The sequence below is a fragment of the Thermoplasmatales archaeon genome (genome assembly GCA_014361245.1).
GTDB lineage: Archaea > Thermoplasmatota > E2 > UBA202 > JdFR-43 > JACIWB01.
The window spans coordinates 23,481-44,075 of the sequence record JACIWB010000006.1 but is presented as its reverse complement, the minus strand read 5'-3'; the positions used below and the strand labels follow the sequence as shown (position 1 = coordinate 44,075).

The 20,595-nt window shown below is 32.3% G+C and carries 20 protein-coding genes; 10 read left to right on the top strand and 10 right to left on the bottom strand.

What is annotated here, in order from left to right; genetic code table 11:
* Positions 1-125: putative peptide-modifying radical SAM/SPASM domain-containing protein (locus H5T45_02130; GenBank protein MBC7128516.1), on the bottom strand; the 125-nt coding region annotated here is incomplete at its 3' end.
* Positions 126-217: 92 nt separating this feature from the next.
* Between H5T45_02130 and H5T45_02125 the strand changes: the two genes are divergently transcribed.
* Positions 218-1,486 (top strand): ATP-binding protein, encoded by a 1,269-nt coding sequence (locus H5T45_02125; protein ID MBC7128515.1) that lies wholly within the window; start codon positions 218-220, stop codon positions 1,484-1,486.
* A gap of 178 nt (positions 1,487-1,664) precedes the next feature.
* Here the strand turns inward: H5T45_02125 and H5T45_02120 are convergent, their stop codons facing one another.
* A complete protein-coding gene (locus H5T45_02120; protein ID MBC7128514.1) occupies positions 1,665-2,681 on the bottom strand; it encodes a glycosyltransferase family 4 protein in 1,017 nt (338 codons plus the stop codon).
* A 49-nt stretch (positions 2,682-2,730) separates the two neighbouring features.
* Here H5T45_02120 and H5T45_02115 point away from each other — a divergent pair, with 49 nt between their 5' ends.
* The 3 genes from H5T45_02115 to H5T45_02105 are packed head-to-tail and all read left to right on the top strand — an operon-like array spanning position 2,731 to position 5,823.
* Positions 2,731-3,474: an NDP-sugar synthase gene (locus tag H5T45_02115; GenBank protein ID MBC7128513.1), complete on the top strand. Its 744-nt coding sequence runs from the start codon at positions 2,731-2,733 to the stop codon at positions 3,472-3,474.
* Positions 3,434-4,864, top strand: a complete 1,431-nt coding sequence (locus H5T45_02110) for a nucleotide sugar dehydrogenase (GenBank protein ID MBC7128512.1) — start codon at positions 3,434-3,436, stop codon at positions 4,862-4,864. The genes H5T45_02115 and H5T45_02110 overlap by 41 nt, the downstream gene beginning before the upstream one ends.
* Complete coding sequence (locus H5T45_02105; protein MBC7128511.1) at positions 4,861-5,823, top strand: GDP-mannose 4,6-dehydratase; 963 nt, start codon at positions 4,861-4,863, stop codon at positions 5,821-5,823. Before H5T45_02110 ends, H5T45_02105 begins: the two co-directional genes overlap by 4 nt.
* Before the next feature lie 51 nt (positions 5,824-5,874).
* Here H5T45_02105 and H5T45_02100 read toward each other — a convergent pair whose 3' ends face one another.
* On the bottom strand, positions 5,875-6,321 hold the full coding sequence (locus tag H5T45_02100; protein ID MBC7128510.1) for an HAD family hydrolase: 447 nt from the start codon (positions 6,319-6,321) through the stop codon (positions 5,875-5,877).
* Between the two features lie 47 nt (positions 6,322-6,368).
* Here H5T45_02100 and H5T45_02095 point away from each other — a divergent pair, with 47 nt between their 5' ends.
* Both H5T45_02095 and H5T45_02090 read left to right on the top strand, forming a co-directional pair.
* A complete protein-coding gene (locus tag H5T45_02095; protein ID MBC7128509.1) occupies positions 6,369-7,388 on the top strand; it encodes a GHMP kinase in 1,020 nt (339 codons plus the stop codon).
* Positions 7,366-7,920, top strand: a complete 555-nt coding sequence (locus H5T45_02090; GenBank protein ID MBC7128508.1) for an SIS domain-containing protein — start codon at positions 7,366-7,368, stop codon at positions 7,918-7,920. The genes H5T45_02095 and H5T45_02090 overlap by 23 nt, the downstream gene beginning before the upstream one ends.
* A gap of 93 nt (positions 7,921-8,013) precedes the next feature.
* Here the strand turns inward: H5T45_02090 and H5T45_02085 are convergent, their stop codons facing one another.
* From H5T45_02085 to H5T45_02055, 7 genes are read right to left on the bottom strand one after another with little or no spacing between them, the layout of a single operon-like run.
* Positions 8,014-9,192 carry a glycosyltransferase family 4 protein gene (locus H5T45_02085; protein ID MBC7128507.1) on the bottom strand — a complete coding sequence of 393 codons (1,179 nt, stop codon included), beginning with the start codon at positions 9,190-9,192 and terminating at the stop codon, positions 8,014-8,016.
* Positions 9,189-10,160: a glycosyltransferase gene (locus H5T45_02080; protein ID MBC7128506.1), complete on the bottom strand. Its 972-nt coding sequence runs from the start codon at positions 10,158-10,160 to the stop codon at positions 9,189-9,191. Before H5T45_02080 ends, H5T45_02085 begins: the two co-directional genes overlap by 4 nt.
* Positions 10,161-10,181: 21 nt before the next feature.
* Positions 10,182-11,657 carry a flippase gene (locus H5T45_02075; protein MBC7128505.1) on the bottom strand — a complete coding sequence of 492 codons (1,476 nt, stop codon included), beginning with the start codon at positions 11,655-11,657 and terminating at the stop codon, positions 10,182-10,184.
* A 19-nt stretch (positions 11,658-11,676) separates the two neighbouring features.
* A complete protein-coding gene (locus H5T45_02070; protein MBC7128504.1) occupies positions 11,677-14,703 on the bottom strand; it encodes an isoleucine--tRNA ligase in 3,027 nt (1,008 codons plus the stop codon).
* A gap of 36 nt (positions 14,704-14,739) precedes the next feature.
* On the bottom strand, positions 14,740-15,162 hold the full coding sequence (locus H5T45_02065; GenBank protein ID MBC7128503.1) for a hypothetical protein: 423 nt from the start codon (positions 15,160-15,162) through the stop codon (positions 14,740-14,742).
* Between the two features lie 13 nt (positions 15,163-15,175).
* On the bottom strand, positions 15,176-15,598 hold the full coding sequence (locus H5T45_02060) for an NUDIX domain-containing protein (GenBank protein MBC7128502.1): 423 nt from the start codon (positions 15,596-15,598) through the stop codon (positions 15,176-15,178).
* A complete protein-coding gene (locus tag H5T45_02055) occupies positions 15,599-16,894 on the bottom strand; it encodes a hypothetical protein (protein MBC7128501.1) in 1,296 nt (431 codons plus the stop codon). It lies immediately after the preceding gene.
* A gap of 69 nt (positions 16,895-16,963) precedes the next feature.
* Between H5T45_02055 and asnS the strand changes: the two genes are divergently transcribed.
* Genes asnS through H5T45_02035 form a run of 4 tightly spaced genes read left to right on the top strand, consistent with a single transcriptional unit; the run spans position 16,964 to position 20,589 of the window.
* Positions 16,964-18,253, top strand: a complete 1,290-nt coding sequence (asnS, locus tag H5T45_02050; protein MBC7128500.1) for an asparagine--tRNA ligase — start codon at positions 16,964-16,966, stop codon at positions 18,251-18,253.
* Positions 18,250-18,867, top strand: coding sequence for an isochorismatase family protein (locus H5T45_02045; protein ID MBC7128499.1), 618 nt, complete (start codon positions 18,250-18,252; stop codon positions 18,865-18,867). The genes asnS and H5T45_02045 overlap by 4 nt, the downstream gene beginning before the upstream one ends.
* The gene (locus H5T45_02040) at positions 18,851-19,699 is read left to right on the top strand and encodes an NAD(P)/FAD-dependent oxidoreductase (GenBank protein MBC7128498.1); all 849 of its coding nucleotides are present in this window, start codon (positions 18,851-18,853) and stop codon (positions 19,697-19,699) included. Before H5T45_02045 ends, H5T45_02040 begins: the two co-directional genes overlap by 17 nt.
* Positions 19,696-20,589: a radical SAM protein gene (locus H5T45_02035; protein ID MBC7128497.1), complete on the top strand. Its 894-nt coding sequence runs from the start codon at positions 19,696-19,698 to the stop codon at positions 20,587-20,589. Before H5T45_02040 ends, H5T45_02035 begins: the two co-directional genes overlap by 4 nt.
* Positions 20,590-20,595: the final 6 nt, after the last annotated feature.

Sequence of the window (20,595 nt, the reverse complement as noted above, 5' to 3'; positions counted from 1 at the left end):
TTGCTTATGAAATCAAAAATTTCATCATTTCCATAACTTATTTCATCTGGCATGTTATGCAAGCTTCCCCCGCAATATATGCAGTTCATGTTGCAAATAGGAGTAACTATTATTATGTAAAGCATATGTAAAAATAAGGAGAATAAATTTTTTATTTGTTTTTAAAAATTTTAATTCCACTGCAAAATTTTTTAAATAATTTTGCATTATACTTAACATCAATAGATTTATCATCAAAAATGCTCTGATAGATCAGAAAGATGAAATAAACAGGATACTTAGTGATAAGGATATAATAGATAGAGAATTTTTAGAATCATTTAGGTTTTCTTTAGATGATAAATTGATAAAGGTAATAACTGGTGTTAGAAGATGCGGTAAATCGGTGTTTTCTTTTTTATCTTTAAGAGATAGAGATTATGCCTATATAAACTTCGATGATGAAAGGATAGTAGGTGTGGAGGCAAAAGATCTAAATACGATCCTCCATCTCCTTCATGAAACCTATGGAAATTTTAGATTTCTTCTTTTGGATGAAATACAGAATATAGAAGGATGGGAGCTTTTTGCCAATAGATTATTGAGACAAGAATATAATGTAATAATAACTGGAAGCAACTCAAAACTTTTAAGTAAAGAGCTTGCAACCCACTTAACTGGAAGATGCATGAGTTTTGAGATATATCCATTTAGCTTCAGGGAATATATAAAATATTTTAAGATAAATATTGGTGAGCTACCTACAACCCGGGAGATTGGAAATCTTAAACATAATTTATTAAATTATATCAATCTGGGCGGTTTTCCGGAGAGCTACAAAGTTTCTAATAGGAAAAATTATCTTAAGGAATTATATGAAATGATTATATCAAGAGATATTGTTGAAAGATATAAGGTAAAATTTGTAAGGGACTTAAAGGAAATTGCTTTTTATCTTATCTCAAATTTTTCATCAAGAATATCTTATAACAAAATTAAGAATATATCTAATATTAAGAGTGTTCATACAATAAAGAACTACCTCTCCTACATGGAAGATGCTTATCTAATAATTCAGCTTTTTCCATTTTCCAGAAAGGTGAAATATCAATTTATGCAACCTAAAAAAATATATGCTATAGATACAGGTGTTGTTGAAGCACTTTATCCTGGCTCTTTAAAAAATATAGGAAAAGCTATGGAAAATATCGTTGTGTTAGATCTTTTAAGAAGAAGAAAGAAAATATACTTTTATCAAACACCTCAGCAAAATGAAGTTGATTTTTTGGTCAAGGAAGGAATAAACATTGAGCAACTTATTCAAGTTACATATGCTTCTGGAAAAGATGAAATAGAAAAAAGAGAAATAAAATCGCTGGTTAAAGCAAGCGATGAATTAAAATGCAAAAATTTATTGATAATTACATGGGATTATGAAGATGAAATAGATAGGGAAAAGAAGAAGATAAAATGCATTCCATTATGGAAATGGCTTTTAGAAGTTTAAAATTTTTCTGGGATAAACGCATTTCTTATTGCATCTTGGAGTAACTATTATGATGTAAAGCATGGAAGAAAAAAGAGAGAAGTTAAAAATTTTTATGCCAACCTCGGATTTTATTTTCCTTATGTAATAGGTTGCAAATCAATATTTAAATATTATTTGCAATTAAAATGCAAATAAATCACTTTTCTGAAGCTTCTTCATAAATTTTAAGTAAATTTTCAGCAGCTTTTTCCCAAGTAAATTTTTTTGCATATGAAATTAATTCATTTTTTGGTTTTTTATGCTTCACTGCGTATTCTATTTTATCAGCCAACTCGTTCGGATTTAATTCGGAATAATAAACACTGTTTTTATATATCTCTCTAAAAACTGGAATATTTGAAACCACACTTGTTGTTCCACATGCCATTGCTTCAAGAGGAGGCAATCCAAATCCTTCATCCTTTGAAGGAAAGACAAATAAATCTGCATGGGTATAATAATCCTTTATTTTTTCTTGTGAGAGATACCCAATATTAATAAAATCAATATCATTTTTCCTCGCTATTTCAAGACATTTTTCTTTATAATTTAATTCTCTATCTGGTCCAATGTGAATAAATCTATATCCTTCTCCCAACGCTGTAATTGCCTCTAATATTAAATGAATATTTTTTCTTTCTCTTACTTCTCCAACATGAACCAAGTTATACTTATCCTGTGCTATTTCTTCTGGAGTTTTATTAGATGGATAAAACATTTTATGATTTAATCCATAGTATACAGTAATAAATTTTTCTCTATTAACACCTGTTATCTTGGCAACATTATCTGCGATATAATTTGTTGGAGTGATTATTTTTTTCATGTGTCCCAATCTTGTTAAAAGAAACTTATAAAGATACTTTTCTAGTTTACTTCTATAAAGAGCTGTTAAATCATGTAGTGTAACAATATTTGTTTTTGGATGAATTACTTGCAAATCCAATGAATGAACAATGTCTCCATCTATTTTTTTTGCAAATATTTTTGCAAATTTTAAACCAGAAAATATATATCCTCCAACCAATCTTTCCCCTACCTTAAATTCAAGAGAGGAGATAGGAATCATTTTTATTCTATCATTCATTTTTAATAATTCTTTTGTTACATTTCTTGAATATGTTACCAAGCCCGTTGTTTCTTTTCCTTCACAAGCCAGAATAGTAATATTCATTGCGATAAAATAGATAAAATTATTTAAAGATTTTTTTATTAACCAACTTATGAAAGCTCTAATATTAGCAGCTGGAAGAGGGGAAAGGTTAAAACCCTTAACAAATGCAATTCCAAAGCCTCTTCTTCCAGTAGCTGGAAAACCTTGCATAGAGTATGTAATTGATAATGTTTTGAAGCTAAAAGAAGTAAAGGAGATATATATCGGAGTAAACTATATGCGAGAGGTGATAGAAAGTTATTTTAGGAATAGAGAATTTAACATCCCAATCAAAATAGTAAATACTTTATGTTGGGAAACTGGCGGCGATCTGAAAATATTGGGGGCGGAGGCACAAATAGCAGACACTTTTCTTGCATGCAACGGCGATAATGTGACAGAAATAAACTTAACAGATGCATATTCATTCCACAAATCTCATAAGGGACTAGCCACTATCATTCTCTTTCCAGTTCCCGAAGACGACATTAATAGATTTGGAATAGCAGATTTCGATAACAAAACAAGTTTAATTAAAGAATTCATTTACAAGCCATCTCTTGATAAAGCTCCATCCAATCTAGCTCATGCTGGATATGTTATAATGGAGCCAGAAATCTTAGATTTAATTCCATATGGGAAAGTATCTATAGAGAAGTCAATTCTTCCAAAAATAGCTGCTGAAAATCTATTATATGGGTATGTTGTCAATCCTCCATATTGGTTTGATATTGGTAGCATAAATTCTTATCTTCTTGCAAATCAGGTGGTGCTTGAAAGAAAAGGTATTATTCCGCCTGAAGGAGGTGATTGAAATGTATGGAACAAACCCAGAAAAAATTATTGAAAATATATCAAAAGGAAAGGAAAAAATATGTGTTGTAGGTTTGGGTTATGTAGGAATTCCTCTGGCAGTTGCATTTGCTTCTAAAAATGTCAAAGTAATTGGATACGAAATAAATACTAAAGTTGTAGATATGATAAATAGAGGCATATCTCCAATTTACGAACCAGGGTTAAATGATGCTTTAAAGAGGTGTGTTGAGAACGGAGCATTTGTTGCATCCAACGATGAGGAAGTCATTGCTTCCTCTCGTTTCATAATAATTACTGTTGGGACACCTATTGATGAATTCTATACTCCAAAAATGGATTATGTAAAATCTGCTTGTGAAAAGATTGGAAGAAACATGAACAAAAATAGCATTATCGTTCTAAAAAGCACAGTCCCTCCGCTGACCACAGAAAATATTGTCATTCCATTGCTTGAAAAATATTCAAACATGAAATGTGGAAAAGATTTCGGGGTTGCATTTTGCCCAGAAAGGACGGTTGAAGGAAGGGCAATGGAAGAATTTTTTACACTTCCAAAAGTTGTTGGAGGAATAGATAAGCATACCACTGATGTTGTTGCTGGCATCTTTAGCATCCTAAATGAAAAAGTTATAAAGGTGTCTTCACCACGAGTTGCAGAAATGGTTAAGTTAATGGATAACACTTATAGAGATGTAAATATTGCTCTAGCTAATCAATTTGCAAATGTGTGTTATGCGTTGGGTATAGATGTAATTGAGGCGATAAATGCAGCAAATAAAGATTATAGCAGAAATAATATCCTGAAACCAGGAGCGGGCGTCGGCGGCTCGTGTCTTCCAAAAGATCCATTTATACTTGCATCTACCGCTGAAAAATATGGTGAAGAATTGAGTTTAGTAAAGATTGCTAGATTGATAAATAGCAGTATGCCAAATAGAATAATGATGCTTATCCATAAGGTAATTTCAGAAAAGAAAATTGAAAATCCCAAAATAACAATCTTGGGGTTAGCATTTAAATCAGATACAAATGATATTAGGAATACTCCTGCAAAAATAGTAATAGAAAATCTAAGAAACGAAGGATTTGAAATAGTTTGTTTTGATCCTTTTGTAAAGCCAGAGGATGTGAGTAAAAATTTGGGAGAAATAGATTTTAGAAAAGATATGTATGAGGCGTGTGAAAAATCCGATTGTATTGTAATAATGACAGACCATAAACTCTTTTATGATATTGATTTGCTAAAATTAAAAAAGATAATGCGTAATCGCTGCATTGTAGATGGAAGACATGTTATAGATCCACATAAAGCAATAAAGAATGGTTTTATTTATGAGGGAATTGGCAGACCGAGTAAATATTTCAAGTTAATAGAGGGTAGAGAATGAGAGCTTTAGTAACTGGCGGAGCTGGATTTATTGGCAGCCATCTTTGTGAGGCTCTTTTAGAAAAGCACCAAGAAGTAATATGTCTTGACAACTTTTGGAGAGGTAAAAAAGAAAATATAAAACACTTATTAGGTAATAAAAACTTCAAATTAGTTAAAGGAGATATAAATGACAAAAAGATTTTAAGAAGCTTGTTAGAGGATACAGACATAATATATCATCTGGCAGCCATAAATGGAACAAAATATTTTTATGAACAACCTTTGCTTGTTATGAAAACAAACATCTATGGAACTGAAAATATTCTAGAGAGTGCTCTGAATGGAGATATAAAAAGAGTTGTATTCGCTTCATCATCTGAGATATATGGGGAAGCCAAAGAAATTCCTACGCCAGAAAATGCTGTCTGCCACCTTGATAATCCCGTTGAAACTTTCCGTCATTCCTATTCAGGAAGCAAATTTATAGGAGAATTAATTTGTCTCTCATACTATAAGAATTATGGCTTGCCAATCACTATTTTGAGATATTTTAATACTTACGGCCCACGCCTTATAGGCACTTCTTATGGACAGGTTGTGTCAATATTTATAAATAGAATTTTGTCTGGAAAAAATCCAATAATTTATGGAGATGGAAATCAAACAAGATCTTTTACCTATATAGACGACACAGTAAATGCCACGATAGTGGCGGCGGAGAACAAAAAGACAGTAGGAGAAGTTTTAAATATAGGAATGGACAAAGAAATAACTATAAATGAGCTAAGCGAGTTAATAGCAAACTTATGTGATATAAAGATAAAACCAATTTATGAAAAAGAGAAAAAAGGAGATTGTAGAAGAAGATGCCCAGATATCTCAAAAGCAAGAAAAATATTAAAATGGGAACCGAAAACTACTTTAGAAGAAGGTTTAAAAATAACTATTAATTGGTTTAAGGAGAAAATTAAGAAATAAATTATTTTTACAATCTTTTATTTCACTGCATTCCAATTATTTTAGCTAGATTCATCTTTTCATCTTTATAAATCTTATACCTAACTTTTTTGCCATTTCTCCCTCTATATCTTCTCTGTCTCCAATAATTATTGAATTTTTTAAATCTATGCTGAAGTCTTTCATTGCCTGCTCTATTAGGCCAAGGTTGGGCTTGCGGCAGCTGCAGGCATCATCGGGTTTGTGGGGGCAGAAGTAGATGGCGTCTATCTTTACTCCTCTTTTGGCAAGCTCGCTGATTAGGAGATTGTTGAACTGATGCATTTGTTCGAGAGTGAAGTAGCCTCTGCCTATGCCCGATTGGTTGGTTATTATTATGATTAGATAGCCTTTGCTTTGATACTCTCTCATTAGCTCAACTGCATCTTCGTATATTTTTAGATGCTCTGGTTTGTGAGGATATTCTGGCTCGTTTGCGTTTATTGTGCCGTCTCGGTCTATGAAGAGGGCGGGGGTCATTGTAAATTAATTTGGAAAATGTTTTAAAATTATCGGAATTTATAGTCATGGGTTATAAATTTCGCTCTCGCGCTCCATTGCGCATTTCATTTGCTGGTGGTGGAACAGATATAAAACCCTATTTTGAAAAGTATGGTGGTAATGTTATTTCAGCAACAATTGGAGTATATGCATATAGTAGCCTTGAATTAAGGGATGATAAGTTAGTTATAATAAAAGAGCCAGCATTCAACATTGATTATAGCATAAATTTGGAAAATGGAAACATTAAGGGAGAAAAATCTTCTTTTTTTGATGCAATAATAAAGCATTTTAATCCAGAAAAGGGTTTTTATCTTATATCCCATCTCGACACTGAATATGGCTCTGGCTTGGGCTCTTCTTCTGCAATGATGGTTTCATTGGTTGGAGTATTTAAAAAATGGCTGAATATAAACTTAAATGAATATGAAATAGCAGAATTGGCATATAAAATAGAAAGGGAAGATTTAGGCATTGCTGGAGGAATGCAAGATCAATATGCCAGCACATTTGGTGGCTTCAACTTCATTGAGTTCAAAAAGGATGATGTGATAGTTAATAGAATGAAAATAAAAAATGATGTTATAAATGAATTGCAATTCCGTCTTATATTAGTAAATCTCCATACTCCTCGCTTTTCTGGTATAATTCATAAGCAGATGCAGAAGACGATGCATGACCCAGAAGTGCTTGAGCATTATGAAGAAATTAAAAGGCTTGCTGTTGAGATAAAAAATAGAATATATAAAGGAAGCTTTGAAGATTTTGGGGATTTGCTAAAAGAAGAATGGGGGCATAAAAAGCAGTTGAGTGAGGGAATATCAAATCCCCAAATAGATACCTTTTTTGAAAAATGTGAAAAAAATGGAGCACTTGGCTATAAATTGCTCGGCGCTGGTGGAGGTGGATATGCTTTGCTATTTACTGATGAGGAGCATAGGCATAAGTTGATAAAATCTCTTGCTGGATATGAAGTGAGGAATATTGAATTTGTTAAAAATGGACTTGAAGTGTGGGGATTGGATGAATCTAAAAGAATACATTGAAGAAGGAATAAAGGCAAGAAAGAGCATAAGCGTAAGTGAGATAGAAGAAATAGCAAAGATAATGGCAGATGCATTAAGAGATGGGAAGAAAATTATTGCCTTTGGTAATGGTGGCTCAGCATCTGATGCCCAGCACTTTGTTGCAGAGCTTGTTGGCAAGTTTATGCTTACGAGAAAGCCATACAGAGCAATATCCCTCAATACAAATACTTCAATATTAACTGCAATAGCAAATGACTATGGATATGAACATACTTTTGCTCGCCAAATTGAAGCATTAGCAGATAAGGGCGATATTGTTTTTGGGATAAGCACTTCTGGCTCTTCTGAAAATGTGGTAAGAGCAATCATTGAAGCAAACAAGAAAGGAGCACACACCATAGCCCTCACAGGCAAGAGCGGTGGCAAGCTAAAGGCATACGCAAACAAAACAATATTCGTGAATTCGGAGCTAACCCCAATTATACAGGAGACGCATATCACTATTTTGCATATGATTTGTATGGAAGTGGAGAAGAAGTTAGAGTTATAAATTATTTTATTAAACAAACGGAAAATCCGAATTGAAATATTTTTAAGCAAATATCATAAAATCAAATAGCAAAATTATAGAAGAGAAACAGATCTAATCTTTTCTAAATTCTATTGCCTCTTTATACATTCTCAAAATCCTTCTTTTCATTATCTCCCAACTGTATTTATTTTCGTATGCCTTTCTTCCATTTTTGCCCATTTTGAGCCGTAGATTTGCATCATTTTTAAGTAAAGTTAAGGCATCTTTTATTGATTGAATGTCTCCATAAGGGATAACTATACCACAATTTTCTTCTTTCACTATTTTAGCCATCGAGCTACCTTCTGAGACAATAATAGGTTTACCAGCCATCATTGCTTCAAACAGCTTGTTAGAGCTTTCATACTTGGTCTTTGGTAAGGTAGGATCACTAAATCTGAAAAGAACATCCGCATCAAATGTTTTCTTTATAATTTCTTTATAGGTAGGGAGAATACCAACATATTCTACTTTATCTGGAAATTTTGAAGCATATTCTAAAATTTCTGTATCACTAACTTTTCCAGCAAGTATTAATTTAACATCATCTATCTGTGATATAGCATCTATCATATGTTGAATTCCTCGAAATTTTGTAATTAACCCAGCATAAAATACTATCATTTCTTTTTTATCCTTTTGGGGAGGATATATATGTGAGTAATCAGGTGGGGAATTATAAATATAATCTAATTTTTTTATTTTAGCACCTGCAACCTCTTCATATCTACTTTCATCTACCAGAAATAAAGCATCCGTAAACCCTATTCCAAATTTTTCTGCTAATGAAAAAAACTTTCTCACAATTTTTCTTAAAAAGTTAAATCTTCCATCTGGTAAATTATGAGCATAAAAATCATACACTGTATAAATCAGTGGCTTCTTTTTTATGAATTTAATTAGGACGCAAGGAGGGAGAGTGTCCCAATCATTCGCATGAATAATATCGTAATTTTTTTTCAGAAGATATCCGAATATATAAAGCCACCAGATGGGATGAAAAAACACTGCGGTCGGTTTATCAGTAGGTGCCCTAAAATGGAATATAGTTATTTTATACTTTGAATTCTTGTTATATTCTTTTTCCTCCATTGAATTTAGTCTATCCCATACAAGCATATTTACATCATATTCTCCTTCTGAAAGTGCATCAGCAACCTTTAATAGAGTGGGGTCTATTGCTAAAGATCTTCCTCTAATAAGAATAACAGATGGGGATTTAGTATCTCTATTACTATTTCCAACCTTCATTTTCTCATTCCCTTAATATATCCAATTCCCCAGGCAATATGGGCAATTGGGATAAGAAAAGCCGATTTTATTATTCTTTTTGCATTTTTATATTTTGAATAGGAAGTTGCTGTTCCATATAAGCAAAGTAGGAAATAGCACAGAATGAAGGCGAAGAGTAAATAAAGGAATATTGGAGAAGAGAAAATCCAGAAAATTATTGAAAAAATTATATAAATTGGCAATAAAATTATTGCAATAGATGGTAAAAAATGGAAAATGCTTGCAAGCTCTTTATATTTTTTATTTGCAATTGCCCTCCCTAAGCCATATCTATATATCTGCTTCCAAAATCCTTTTAAGTTGTTTCTCCTCTTATGAGGCATGCCAATATCTGGGTCAAAAATAATTTTTCCTCCTCTTTTCCTTATTTCATAATCAAATACAACATCTTCAGCAGTTGGCAAGCTTTCATCAAATTTTATTCCTTTAATAAATTTCATATTATATGCAGAATTGCATCCAGGATTGTGCTCAATTTCAGTAATTTCATTATAAACTTTTCCATATCTTGCTGTGCCAGTAACAAATCTCGATGAATAAACAATATCAACGCATTTAGCAAAGTCATTATCGCTATCTGGCGAAAAATTTGCTCCTCCTACACTTGCAACATCATTTCTCTCAAAATCCTCAACTATCCTTTCAAGCCAGTTTGGCGGTGGCAGGCAATCTGCATCTGTAAAAGCTATGTATGGAGTGGATACATTTTCCAAGGCTCTATTGCAGGCGCTTGCCCTCGTATCTCCTTCATCAAAAATAACTTTTGCTCCGTATTTTTTAGCTATGCTTACCGTATTATCCTTTGAGTGCCCATCCACAACAAGAATTTCAAAATCTCTGAATTTTTGATTTTTAAGAGCAATCATGCATTCTTCTAAATCTTTCTCGCAGTTCATCGTTGGTATTATAACTGTTACCTTTTTCATTGCAATTGTTATCTTTAACATTTATTTATTCTTTATCTCATTCATTACATATCCAATCATCTTAAAAGGATTTAATGCATCTGCAAAGAAAACAAAATCTTCTTTCTTAAATTCTCCCAAAATAAATAGAACAAAGAAATAGATTAAAAAGCAAAGCACGGAAAATGCAATAAGATGATACCATCTTGCTATTGTAAAAAATTTAGTTGCATAAATTATAGCAAAATATGAAATAATCGCAGAAATTGCATGCATCGCCACCCTATAATTCAATCCAGTTTTTGCAATCCTGAATGAAACAATCCTTATGTAAATCAGCCCTGCCAGATAAGAAAAAACTATTGCCATTGCCCCTCCCGCCAGCCCAATTTTCGGGAGCAAAATTAGATTTAATATTACATTTGAAAATGCTATTATTGCAAGTCTATTCCTCTCATATTTTGGCCTATTCATTCCAGATAGCATTGTTGAATAGGGTGAGCTCAATGCTTCCAGTATTAAAAAAATAGGGAAAATTTGCAAAACTGAGATGGCTGGCAAATATTTATCGCTGATAAGAATATGAATTACTGCATATGAAAGAGAAATCATTGTGGCTACTATTGGAAAAACAATCATGCTTAGGTATCTCTCAGAAATTTTTGTAACCCTCCTTATTTCTTCTAAATCATTTTTTGCATATAGCTCCGATACAATTGGAAATAAAAGACTTGTAACTGCTGAAATAAAAAGAACGAGAAATCGAGAAAGATTTGAAACAGCAAAATATTGCCCAACTTCTTCCGCTCCATAAAAAATTTGAATTGCAACTCTATCAAAATTTGTTACTATCAACGATGATGCACTTCCTATTGCGACTGGAATTGCAAAGGAATAATAAGATTTAAAATAATTAAAAGAAGGTTTTCCAAATTTATAATTAAATAAGATTATTGCAGTAAAGAATTCAAATATTGAGCCAATGAGATAGGTATAGGAAAGAAGCAAAACTCCAAGATTGTAATAAGCAATAAATATTGTTGCTATGCATCTTGCAAGAGTTGAAGCAAAATTTGGCAATTGCTGTTTTGCAATTTCTTTTTTTGCATTAAATGTTGTTGTAAATATCTGGGCTAAAATGCTTAAGATAAAGGAAGAGAGAATAATGTAAAGAGCTTTTTCATGGGCATCGCTTTCAAATCCTCTTCCAGAAAGTTTCCATAGTTCGATGGTTAAAAAAACTAAAAATGTCATTGAAAAAGCAAGAAATAATTTTGTTAATGCAAAAGTAGAAAGGCATTTCTCAGTGTCTTTTCCTTCAGAAACTCTTTTTATATGTGCTGAATTGAAGCCAGCATCTCCAAAAATTGAGAAAATTGAAATAAAACCATATGCAAAGCCAATAACTCCATACTCCCATGGCTGCATATATATTGCAATGAATTTAAGAGCAACATAACCAAGAAAAGCGTTTGTAAGTTGCATTAATACAATCAGTGCCGATTTTCTTGCAATCACAAAAAGTAATTAAAAGCCATTATATTTTATTTATTCCTATAACTATTTTTTCATCATCTATATCCCATTCTTTAATATATCCCTGCGATGGCGTGCAATATTTTATTTCAACGCTTCTTGTCTCATTTTTAACATAGTTTTCCCATCCCTCTATTCTATCCTTGCCTATATTTATTTCAACAATTATTTTTTCTTCCATTTCCAGGTTCATTTCCTTCCTCATCTGTTGAATTCTTCTTACTATTTCTCTTGCAAATCCTTCCCTAATTAGTTCATCTGTTTTTGTTATATTCAGTAAAACTTTTATTCCATCCTTTTCACCAAAAACATATCCTTCCTTTTCCTTTATTTCAATTTTATAGTCTTCTTCGCTTATCTCATACTCCTTTCCATCAAAAATTATTTTTCCTTTCTTTAAATCTTCCAATGAAGAATTTTCTATCAATTTTGCAACCACGCCAGTCTCTTTCTTATACTTTTTTCCAAGAGATGAAAAATTTGCCTTAATCTTTTTTTCCATATATTGCTCGATATCATCTGTAAAAATTATATTTTTAACATTTGTCTCTTCCTTAATAAGCTCAAAAAGTTCATCTATGCTTTCATTTAAACTTATAATTACCTCTTTTAATGGATATCTTGTCTTCAAATTTTTCTTTGCCCTTAAACTCCTAACAATTTCAGTTATTTCTCTTGCCAAAATCATTTTCCTTTCTATCTCTTCATCTATTAAATTTTTATCAACTATTGGAAAATTGCACAGATGCACACTCTCATTTTTCATTTCTGAATATATCTTTTCTGCTATAAATGGAACAAATGGGGCAATTATTTTGGCAAGTGTTGAAATAATTTCATATAGTGTAGAATAGCCAGATAATTTATCAAATGTTTGTTCCTCGCTCCAGAACCTCTTTCTGCAAAGCCTTATGTACCAGTTACTTAAATCATCGACAACAAAATCTTCTATAGCTCTGCATACCTTATGTATCTCGAATTTCTCCATTTTTTCATCGACTTCAACTATAACCTTTTGCAATCTTGAAATAATCCATCTATCAATTATCTTCCTTTCTTTCACAGAATTTTTCTCATAATCAAACCTATCCAAGCTTGAATATGTTTTATAAAAATGATAAACATTCAGGAGGGTTAATAAAAACTGACTCAGTGCATCTTTTATTGGCTTCTCATAAAATCTTTTGGGCTGCCAGGGGGGAGAAGAAGAAAGCAAATACCATCTTAGCGCATCCGCTCCATATTTAGAAAAAATTTCATCTGGTTCAATATAATTTCTTGCTTTTTTTGACATTTTCTGTCCTTCTTCATCAAGTATTAACCCAAGAGTTAGAACATTTTTATAGCATGGTTTATCAAATAAGAAAGTTGAAACAGCAAGCAAAGAATAAAACCATCCCCTTGTCTGGTCTAAAGCTTCGCAAATGAAATCCGCTGGAAAATTATCTAAAAATTCTTCTTCATTTTCAAATGGATAATGCCACTGAGCAAAAAATGCGCATCCAGAATCATACCATGCATCTATTACTTCCTCACTTCTTCTCATTTCCCCTCCGCACTCGCATTTTATTGTTATTTCATCTATGAATGGGCGATGCAGGTCGGGCGGCGCCTTCCCCGCCAAATCCCTCAGTTCTTCAATGCTTCCAATGCATATCTCTTTTTTACATTTCTCGCATATCCACACTGGAAGAGGTGTTCCCCAGTATCTTTTTCTTGATAAAGCCCAATCTCTTACCTCTTTTATAAAATCGTAAAATCTACCATATTTCAAATTCTCGGGATACCAGTTTATTTCCTCATTATTTTTTAGAAGATTTTCCCTCAACTTTGACATCCCTATAAACCATGACTCAATTGCATAATATATCAGTGGTGAGTCGCATCGCCAGCAAAACGGATATTGATGCAAATACCTTTGCTCTCCTTCAAGCAATTTCCTTTTTTTCAAATCTTCTATAATTTCAGCATCTGCATCTTTAACAAATTTTCCAGAAAGCCATCCCACTTCCTTCTTAAATTTTCCCTCTCCATCAACAAGCTGTATCAATGGCAAATCATGTTTTACTCCCACTTCATAATCTTCTTCCCCAAAAGCTGGGGCAATATGCACAATGCCTGTTCCTTCATCCATTGTAACAAAATCAGCAGTTACAACATACCAGCATTTTTTATCTGGTTCAATGAATTTATAGAGAGGTTCATATTCTATTCCATATAATTCTTTTCCCTTAAATACATCTATAACCCTATATTCTTTTAATAAAGATTTAGCTCTTTCTTCAGCCATAATGATTTTTTCCCCATTATATTCTATTTTTACATATAATTCATCTGGATGAACTGCAAGGGCGACATTTGAAATTAAAGTCCAAGGTGTTGTTGTCCATGCAAGCAAAAATTCATCCCTCCCTTTTATCTTAAATTTAACAAAAATTGAAATATCTTCCACTTCTCTATAACCTTGGGCAACTTCATGTGAAGATAGGGTTGTTCCGCATCTCGGACAATAAGGTGTAACCCTGTAGCCACGATATAGCAATCCCTTCTTCCATGCTTCCTTAAGTGACCACCAGACAGATTCTATATAAGAATTATCAAGAGTTATGTAGGGATTTTCCATATCTATCCAGAATCCAACTCTTTCTGTCATTTTTTTCCATGCTTCTTCATATTTAAAAACATTTTTTTTGCACTCCTGATTGAATTTTTCGATACCAAATTTTTCTATTTCCTGCTTGTTTTTTAGCCCCAATATTTTTTCAACTTCTATTTCAACAGGCAAGCCATGCGTATCCCACCCTGCTTTTCTAGCAACATAATAGCCCTTCATTGTTTTGTATCTCAAAATTGCATCTTTAACAGCTCTTGTTAAAACATGTCCAGGATGGGGCAATCCATTTGCTGTTGGCGGTCCCTCAAGAAAAACGAATTTTTTTGCCCCTTTTCTTTTTTCAATGCTTCTCCTAAATATCTCATTTTCTTTCCAGTATTTTAGTATTTCTTCTTCCATTTTTGGGTAATTCATTCTCAGAGGAAATAAAAGAGCAATTAAAATATTTTTTTATGCCACTTCAGGCCCGCTCGCCCTCTTGGTCTTGCTATCAAATCTTATTTGCGGCAGGGGTATCGGGGGAGGAAGGCGAAGTTCCCGCGCAATCGCCACCGCCTCCGGCACGCAATAATGCATTATTGCGGTGTGAATTTGAGAAGCTATTTCATCTGGCATATTTTTTTTACTGCTCCATCTATCAGCTATTTCTTCAACATCCTCTCCTTCGTATAAAAGCTCTCCTTCGAATCTTATTACTCCTATTCCTCCATAACTTGCAACATATTCAAATTCAATCTGCGCTTCATTTTTTTGTATAACAGAAAAAAGGGTTATATTGCTGTTGTGGTCTATCCTTACATTAACTGGATGAGAAAAATCCTTAATAAATCTTCTCGCCTCTATTGCCTTTATACCTATATTTTTAATCTTCATATTCATTCATAGCTCATTTACTATTTAAATTTTGGCAAAGAAATTCATATGCTTTCTTAAGAACTCTCCTATCGTTTTCATAGGTTATTCTCTCAATTGCATCTTCATATTCAAGCCATGCAAAATCAGTATGCTCATAAGAAAGTTTAACATCAAATGTATTGCTTTCAGCAATTAGATAAATTACTTCTTTATAAATTGTTTCTCCATCTTTTTTGTAAAAATAATTTATCTTTTCCTTAAATCCTTCCAATATTTGCAAATTTTCCCTTTTTAAGCCCGCTTCCTCCTCTGCCTCTCTAAAAAATGTTTCTTCTAATTTTTCTCCTTTCTCAATTTTTCCTTTTACAAAGCCCCAGTGCCCCCATCCATATTTCAGCAATAGAAATTTTTTATCCTTGAATATTATTCCCCCACAAGAAAGCTCGAAAGCCATTCAACCAACCTCCCTTACAAATTCCTCCAGAATTTTTTTATAATTTTCCCCTTCCGCATTCATTAAACTTTTAGCATATTTGGAGAGATGAATTCCAAAATCTTTTTCCATCTTGCCGTATTTCCATTCCTCACTTTTTATCTCAAGAGAAAAAATAAATGCATAAGAAATTGCTTTTTCTTTTACATTCATTTTCCTCGCTCTTATTTCTTTAAGCAATCCTTCTTTTCCATACAATTTATAAGCTCTTGCAATACTATCTATAAAATTTGCTATTTCTTTTTCTTCAATTTCTGGCAAACTTTTAATTATTTTTTCTTTTTCCTCTTTTTCATATTCCTCCTTTAATTTTTGCGTTGATATTCCATATTTTTCAAGCAATTTTGCCGAAGAAGGAGAGGAAATAATTGTTGCTTTCTTTTCCTCTTTCAAAATTTTTTCTATCTCTTCTTTTTCCCATTCTTTTGGATTAATTTTGTTAATAAAAGCATCTGCATTATCCCCATAGCAATCGTCTCCTATCATAAAAATTTTCTTCTCCTCAATTCTTTTTAAAATTTCTCTTTTTGAATTTTCTATAAGTTCTCTATCGCTAATAATCCCTTCTCTATATTTACCATCATCTATTTTAATATCTTTTATATAGCATTCCTTGCATTTATTTTTACAATTGATGAATTTATTCTCCATTTTTATTTCCACTTCATTTTCAAAAGGAGGATAATAAAAATATTCTTTTATTTTCTTTAAAGAATTAAAATCATTGCAAACCTTAATTTCCTTCTCTTTCCATTTAATTGAAATTCCTTCTTCGCAACCAAATTTTTTTGAAATAAAATCAATAAATTCGCTTGGAATATCCTTTGAGCAAATCAATTTATCTGGAAGAGAAAAAAGAAAAATCTTATTCTTTCTTGCAATTTCTTCATAGGCAAGCAATCTTATATTGGGCTTATCCCAGTTTTGTAAGCCAGCAAGAAACTCATCTTTAACTTTTCCTCTTTTTGCATAGTATATGTTTTCATCTCCCGCTTTTATAAACGCAACATAGGGTATTTTTTGTTCATTAAGCATTATTGTTAAGGCAACTGCTGAAACAAATCCCCTCTTTTTACTCATTCTCCTTAAAAATTTCTCATCGCTGATTTTTTTAATTTTTTTCTCAATTTTTTTAAAATAGCATTTTGAGCAATTTCCTCTGCATTCAGGAATTAGCTTAGAAGGATTTTCTTTTATTTCCTTTGCAATCTTTTTTATTTTATCTTCCATCTGTTTTGTTGCTATTCTCAATTGCATGAAACTAATAGCAAAATATTATATCTTTTTTACCAAAAAAATTTTTTATTCTCAAATTGTATTAAAGCAATGAAATTTGATAAAATAAAAGAAGTGCTTGAAAAAAGTGAGGGAGAAAAAGCATGCATAAGGGGATGGATATATCGCAAAAGAAGCAGTGGAAAAATTGTATTCCTTATTCTAAGAGATGCAAGCGGAATTATCCAAGTAATTGTTGAGAAGGAAAAAATAGGAGAAGAAGAATTTAAAAAAGTGGAAAAATCGCTTATAGAATCATCTCTGGAAATTGAAGGAGTTGTTCATGTTGATGAGCGAGCTATTGGTGGAAAGGAAATCCATGCAACAAAAGTTAAAATAATAGGATTTGCTGAAGAATTTCCAATAACAGAATATCAGAGTGTTGAATTTTTAATGGATAAAAGGCATCTATGGGTGAGATCAAGAAAACTCACCGAAGTTATGAAATTGAAGGCAAAAATTTTAAAATTCATTCGCCAGTGGTTTGATGAAAATGATTTTTATGAAGTAACTCCCAGCGTAATAACAATGAACGCCGCCGAAGGGGGAGCAACGGTATTTTCTTTTGATTATTTTGGGGAGCAGGCTTATTTAAGCCAGACCGCCCAGATGTATCTTGAAGCATTGATTTTTTCACTTGAAAGGGTATGGAGTTTAACTCCTTCATTCAGAGCCGAAAAATCTAAGACAAGAAAGCATTTGATAGAATTCTGGCACCTTGAAGCGGAAGAGGCATGGACAGACAATGAGGGAAATATGAAATTGCAGGAAGATTTAATAAGCTATGTTTGTCAGAGAGTTGCTAAGGAATGTAAAAATGAGCTGGAAATTTTAGGTAGAAACAGTGAAGATTTGAAAAAAATTGAACCACCTTTTAAAAGGATAAAATATGAAAATGCAATTAAAATTTTGCAAGATAAAGATTTTGATATAAAATGGGGGGATGATTTTGGAGCAGTTCATGAAAGAGCAATTGTTGAAGGCGAAGAAAAACCAATTTTTGTAACCCATTTTCCAATAGAAGGAAAAGCATTTTATATGAAGGTATCCCCAGACAAAAAAACAGTTGAATGCTCCGACATGCTTGCTCCTGAAGGATATGGGGAAATTATAGGTGGCTCTGAAAGAGAGGAGAATATAGAAAGCATGATTGAAAGGCTAAAGAAAGATGGGGCAAAAATTGAAAATTATGAATGGTATTTTGATTTGAGGAGATATGGCTCAGTTCCCCATTCAGGGTTTGGCTTGGGTTTGGAGCGCCTTTTATGCTGGATTGCAAAGCTAGAGCATATAAGGGATGCAACACCATTTCCACGCCTTTTGGGGAGAGCTTATCCATGAAAGAAAGATATATGGGAAATAAAAAAACATGGCTTGAAAAATTAAGGAATACAAGGGGAAGAAAGAATGTAAATATTGATATAGAAAAAGCCGCTTTGCTTATAATAGATATGCAAAACTATTTTTTGGATGTAAAATCACATGCATATGTGCCGGCGGGCGAGGAAATTATTGAAAATGTTATAAATTTGACTGATTTATTCGGTAAAAATATAGTTAAAACAAAGCATATTGATTCAAGAGAGAGGAATAACTGCATGCTTAAGTGGTGGGGGAAATTGATAGATAAGAGTTTTGCGGAAATAGACCCGAGAATAACTAGGGAAGGAATTATAGTTGAAAAGAGCAGATATTCAGCTTTCTGGAATACAAATTTAAATGATATCCTAAAAAAATGGAATATTGAAAGAGTTTATATTTCAGGCCTTCTAACAAATTTATGTTGCGAGAGCACAGCAAGAGATGCATTCTGCCATAACTACGATGTTTATTTTATCTGTGATGCAACAGCCACATATAAAGAGGAATATCATTTTGCAACATTGCTGAATCTTTCGCACGGTTTCGCAAAAATTGTTACGACTGAGGAAGTGCAAAATGAAAAATCTTTTTGATTGCATAGTTGTGGGCGGCGGGCCAGCGGGATGCGCGGCAGCAATTCATCTTAAAAGAAGTGGTTTTGATGTGCTGGTGATTGAAAAGGAGAAAATAGGTGGCTCACTAATTGATGCAAACATAATAGAAAATATTCCAGGTTTTCCTGATGGAATAAGGGGTTGTATCCTTGCTAAAAAATTTGAAGAGCATTTATTGCAAAATGGGGTAAAATTTATTTTCGATGAGGTTCTAAAAATTAAAATTGGAGAAGAAAACTTCAATGTAATATGTAAGGAAAAAAGATATAAATCAAGAAGTTTAATTGTGGCTATAGGATTAGTAAATGTAGGAAAAAAGAGCAAAAATATCTATACAAGAGCAAGAGATTTGAATGATTATGATAAAAAAGTTATTGCAATTCTTGGATTGGGGGACGCTGCTTTTGATGCTGCTTTAAGATTTTCATCAGCATCGAGAATATATCTTATAGGGAGAAAGATAAAAGCAATTGAAGATATTGTTAAAAAAGTCAAGAAAATGAAGAATGTTGAGATTTTTGAATGCAATAATGCTAAGATAATAAAGAAAAATGATAAAATATTAATTAAAATTTTACCAAATGATAAGATAATTGAGGTGGATAAAATACTAATATGTTATGGGAAAAGGAGGGATAAATCAATTCTTCCAAAAAATATTAGAGTGAGGAAAAATTCAACCGAAGTTTATCCTGGATTATTTATTGCGGGTGATTTTGCAATGCCAGAAACAAGATATATACCAATTGCATTAGCAACAGGAATTATGGCGGCGCAGGGCGTGATAAAATATTTAAGGGGTGAAAAATGAAAATAGTATCAAGAATAGGTAATGAAGAAAATGCTTTTATATATACCGCTATGTTAAGAGAAAATCATCTTGTTGAATTCGTTGATGCTGTAGAACCCGGCACTCATAGAGAGAAAAAATGGTGCATCATAGTTTCAACTCAGTTTGGATGTCCTGTAAATTGCAAGATTTGTGATGCTGGTGGGAAGTTCTTGGGGAATCTTACATCGAATGAAATTCTCTCGCAAATAAGATTTGTTTTAAACTCAAGAAATTATTTAAAAACAGAAAAATTGAAAGTCCATTTTGCAAGAATGGGGGAGCCACTTTTAAATCCAAATGTTTTAGATGCATTGGTCTTACTCAGAGAGGAGATAAAAGACAATTCTCTGATTCCATGCATTGCAACAGTTGCACCAAAATCAAGCAAGAAAACTCTTTACAAAATTGCAGATATTAAAGATGAATTTTATAAAAATGGGAAATTTCAGATGCAATTTTCGATAAATACTACTGATGAAAAAATAAGAGATGAAATTATGCCTATTCCAAAAATGAGCTTTGAAGAAATTGCAGATTTTGGAGAAATTTACTGGAAAAAAGGAGATAGAAAAATAAATCTTAATTTTGCGATGGCAAAAGAATTTCCTGTAGATGCTAAAATTATATCTAAATATTTCAATCCAGATAAATTTTTGATAAAAATTACTCCTTTAAATCCAACAGAAAATGTCATAAAGCACGGGTTCCATACTTTAATTTCTTATGAAAAAACAGAAAAACCAAAAATTTTTGATGAACTTATTGAGGAGGGATTTGATGTAATATTAAGTATAGGTACAAAGGAGGAGATAGAAATAGGGAGCAATTGCGGTCAATCTGTTAAAAAATTATCAATGATAAATTTTTAAACTAGA

Excerpts from the sequence above, each read along its gene's own strand:
- H5T45_02120 (MBC7128514.1), bottom strand. The coding sequence starts at position 2,681 with ATGAATATTACTATTCTGGCTTGTGAAGGAAAAGAAACAACGGGCTTG.
- H5T45_02115 (MBC7128513.1), top strand. The coding sequence starts at position 2,731 with ATGAAAGCTCTAATATTAGCAGCTGGAAGAGGGGAAAGGTTAAAACCC.
- H5T45_02105 (MBC7128511.1), top strand. The coding sequence starts at position 4,861 with ATGAGAGCTTTAGTAACTGGCGGAGCTGGATTTATTGGCAGCCATCTT.
- H5T45_02100 (MBC7128510.1), bottom strand. The coding sequence starts at position 6,321 with ATGACCCCCGCCCTCTTCATAGACCGAGACGGCACAATAAACGCAAAC.
- H5T45_02095 (MBC7128509.1), top strand. The coding sequence starts at position 6,369 with ATGGGTTATAAATTTCGCTCTCGCGCTCCATTGCGCATTTCATTTGCT.
- H5T45_02090 (MBC7128508.1), top strand. The coding sequence starts at position 7,366 with ATGAATCTAAAAGAATACATTGAAGAAGGAATAAAGGCAAGAAAGAGC.
- H5T45_02085 (MBC7128507.1), bottom strand. The coding sequence starts at position 9,192 with ATGAAGGTTGGAAATAGTAATAGAGATACTAAATCCCCATCTGTTATT.
- H5T45_02080 (MBC7128506.1), bottom strand. The coding sequence starts at position 10,160 with ATGAAAAAGGTAACAGTTATAATACCAACGATGAACTGCGAGAAAGAT.
- H5T45_02070 (MBC7128504.1), bottom strand. The coding sequence starts at position 14,703 with ATGAATTACCCAAAAATGGAAGAAGAAATACTAAAATACTGGAAAGAA.
- H5T45_02065 (MBC7128503.1), bottom strand. The coding sequence starts at position 15,162 with ATGAAGATTAAAAATATAGGTATAAAGGCAATAGAGGCGAGAAGATTT.
- H5T45_02060 (MBC7128502.1), bottom strand. The coding sequence starts at position 15,598 with ATGGCTTTCGAGCTTTCTTGTGGGGGAATAATATTCAAGGATAAAAAA.
- H5T45_02055 (MBC7128501.1), bottom strand. The coding sequence starts at position 16,894 with ATGCAATTGAGAATAGCAACAAAACAGATGGAAGATAAAATAAAAAAG.
- asnS (MBC7128500.1), top strand. The coding sequence starts at position 16,964 with ATGAAATTTGATAAAATAAAAGAAGTGCTTGAAAAAAGTGAGGGAGAA.
- H5T45_02045 (MBC7128499.1), top strand. The coding sequence starts at position 18,250 with ATGAAAGAAAGATATATGGGAAATAAAAAAACATGGCTTGAAAAATTA.
- H5T45_02040 (MBC7128498.1), top strand. The coding sequence starts at position 18,851 with ATGAAAAATCTTTTTGATTGCATAGTTGTGGGCGGCGGGCCAGCGGGA.
- H5T45_02035 (MBC7128497.1), top strand. The coding sequence starts at position 19,696 with ATGAAAATAGTATCAAGAATAGGTAATGAAGAAAATGCTTTTATATAT.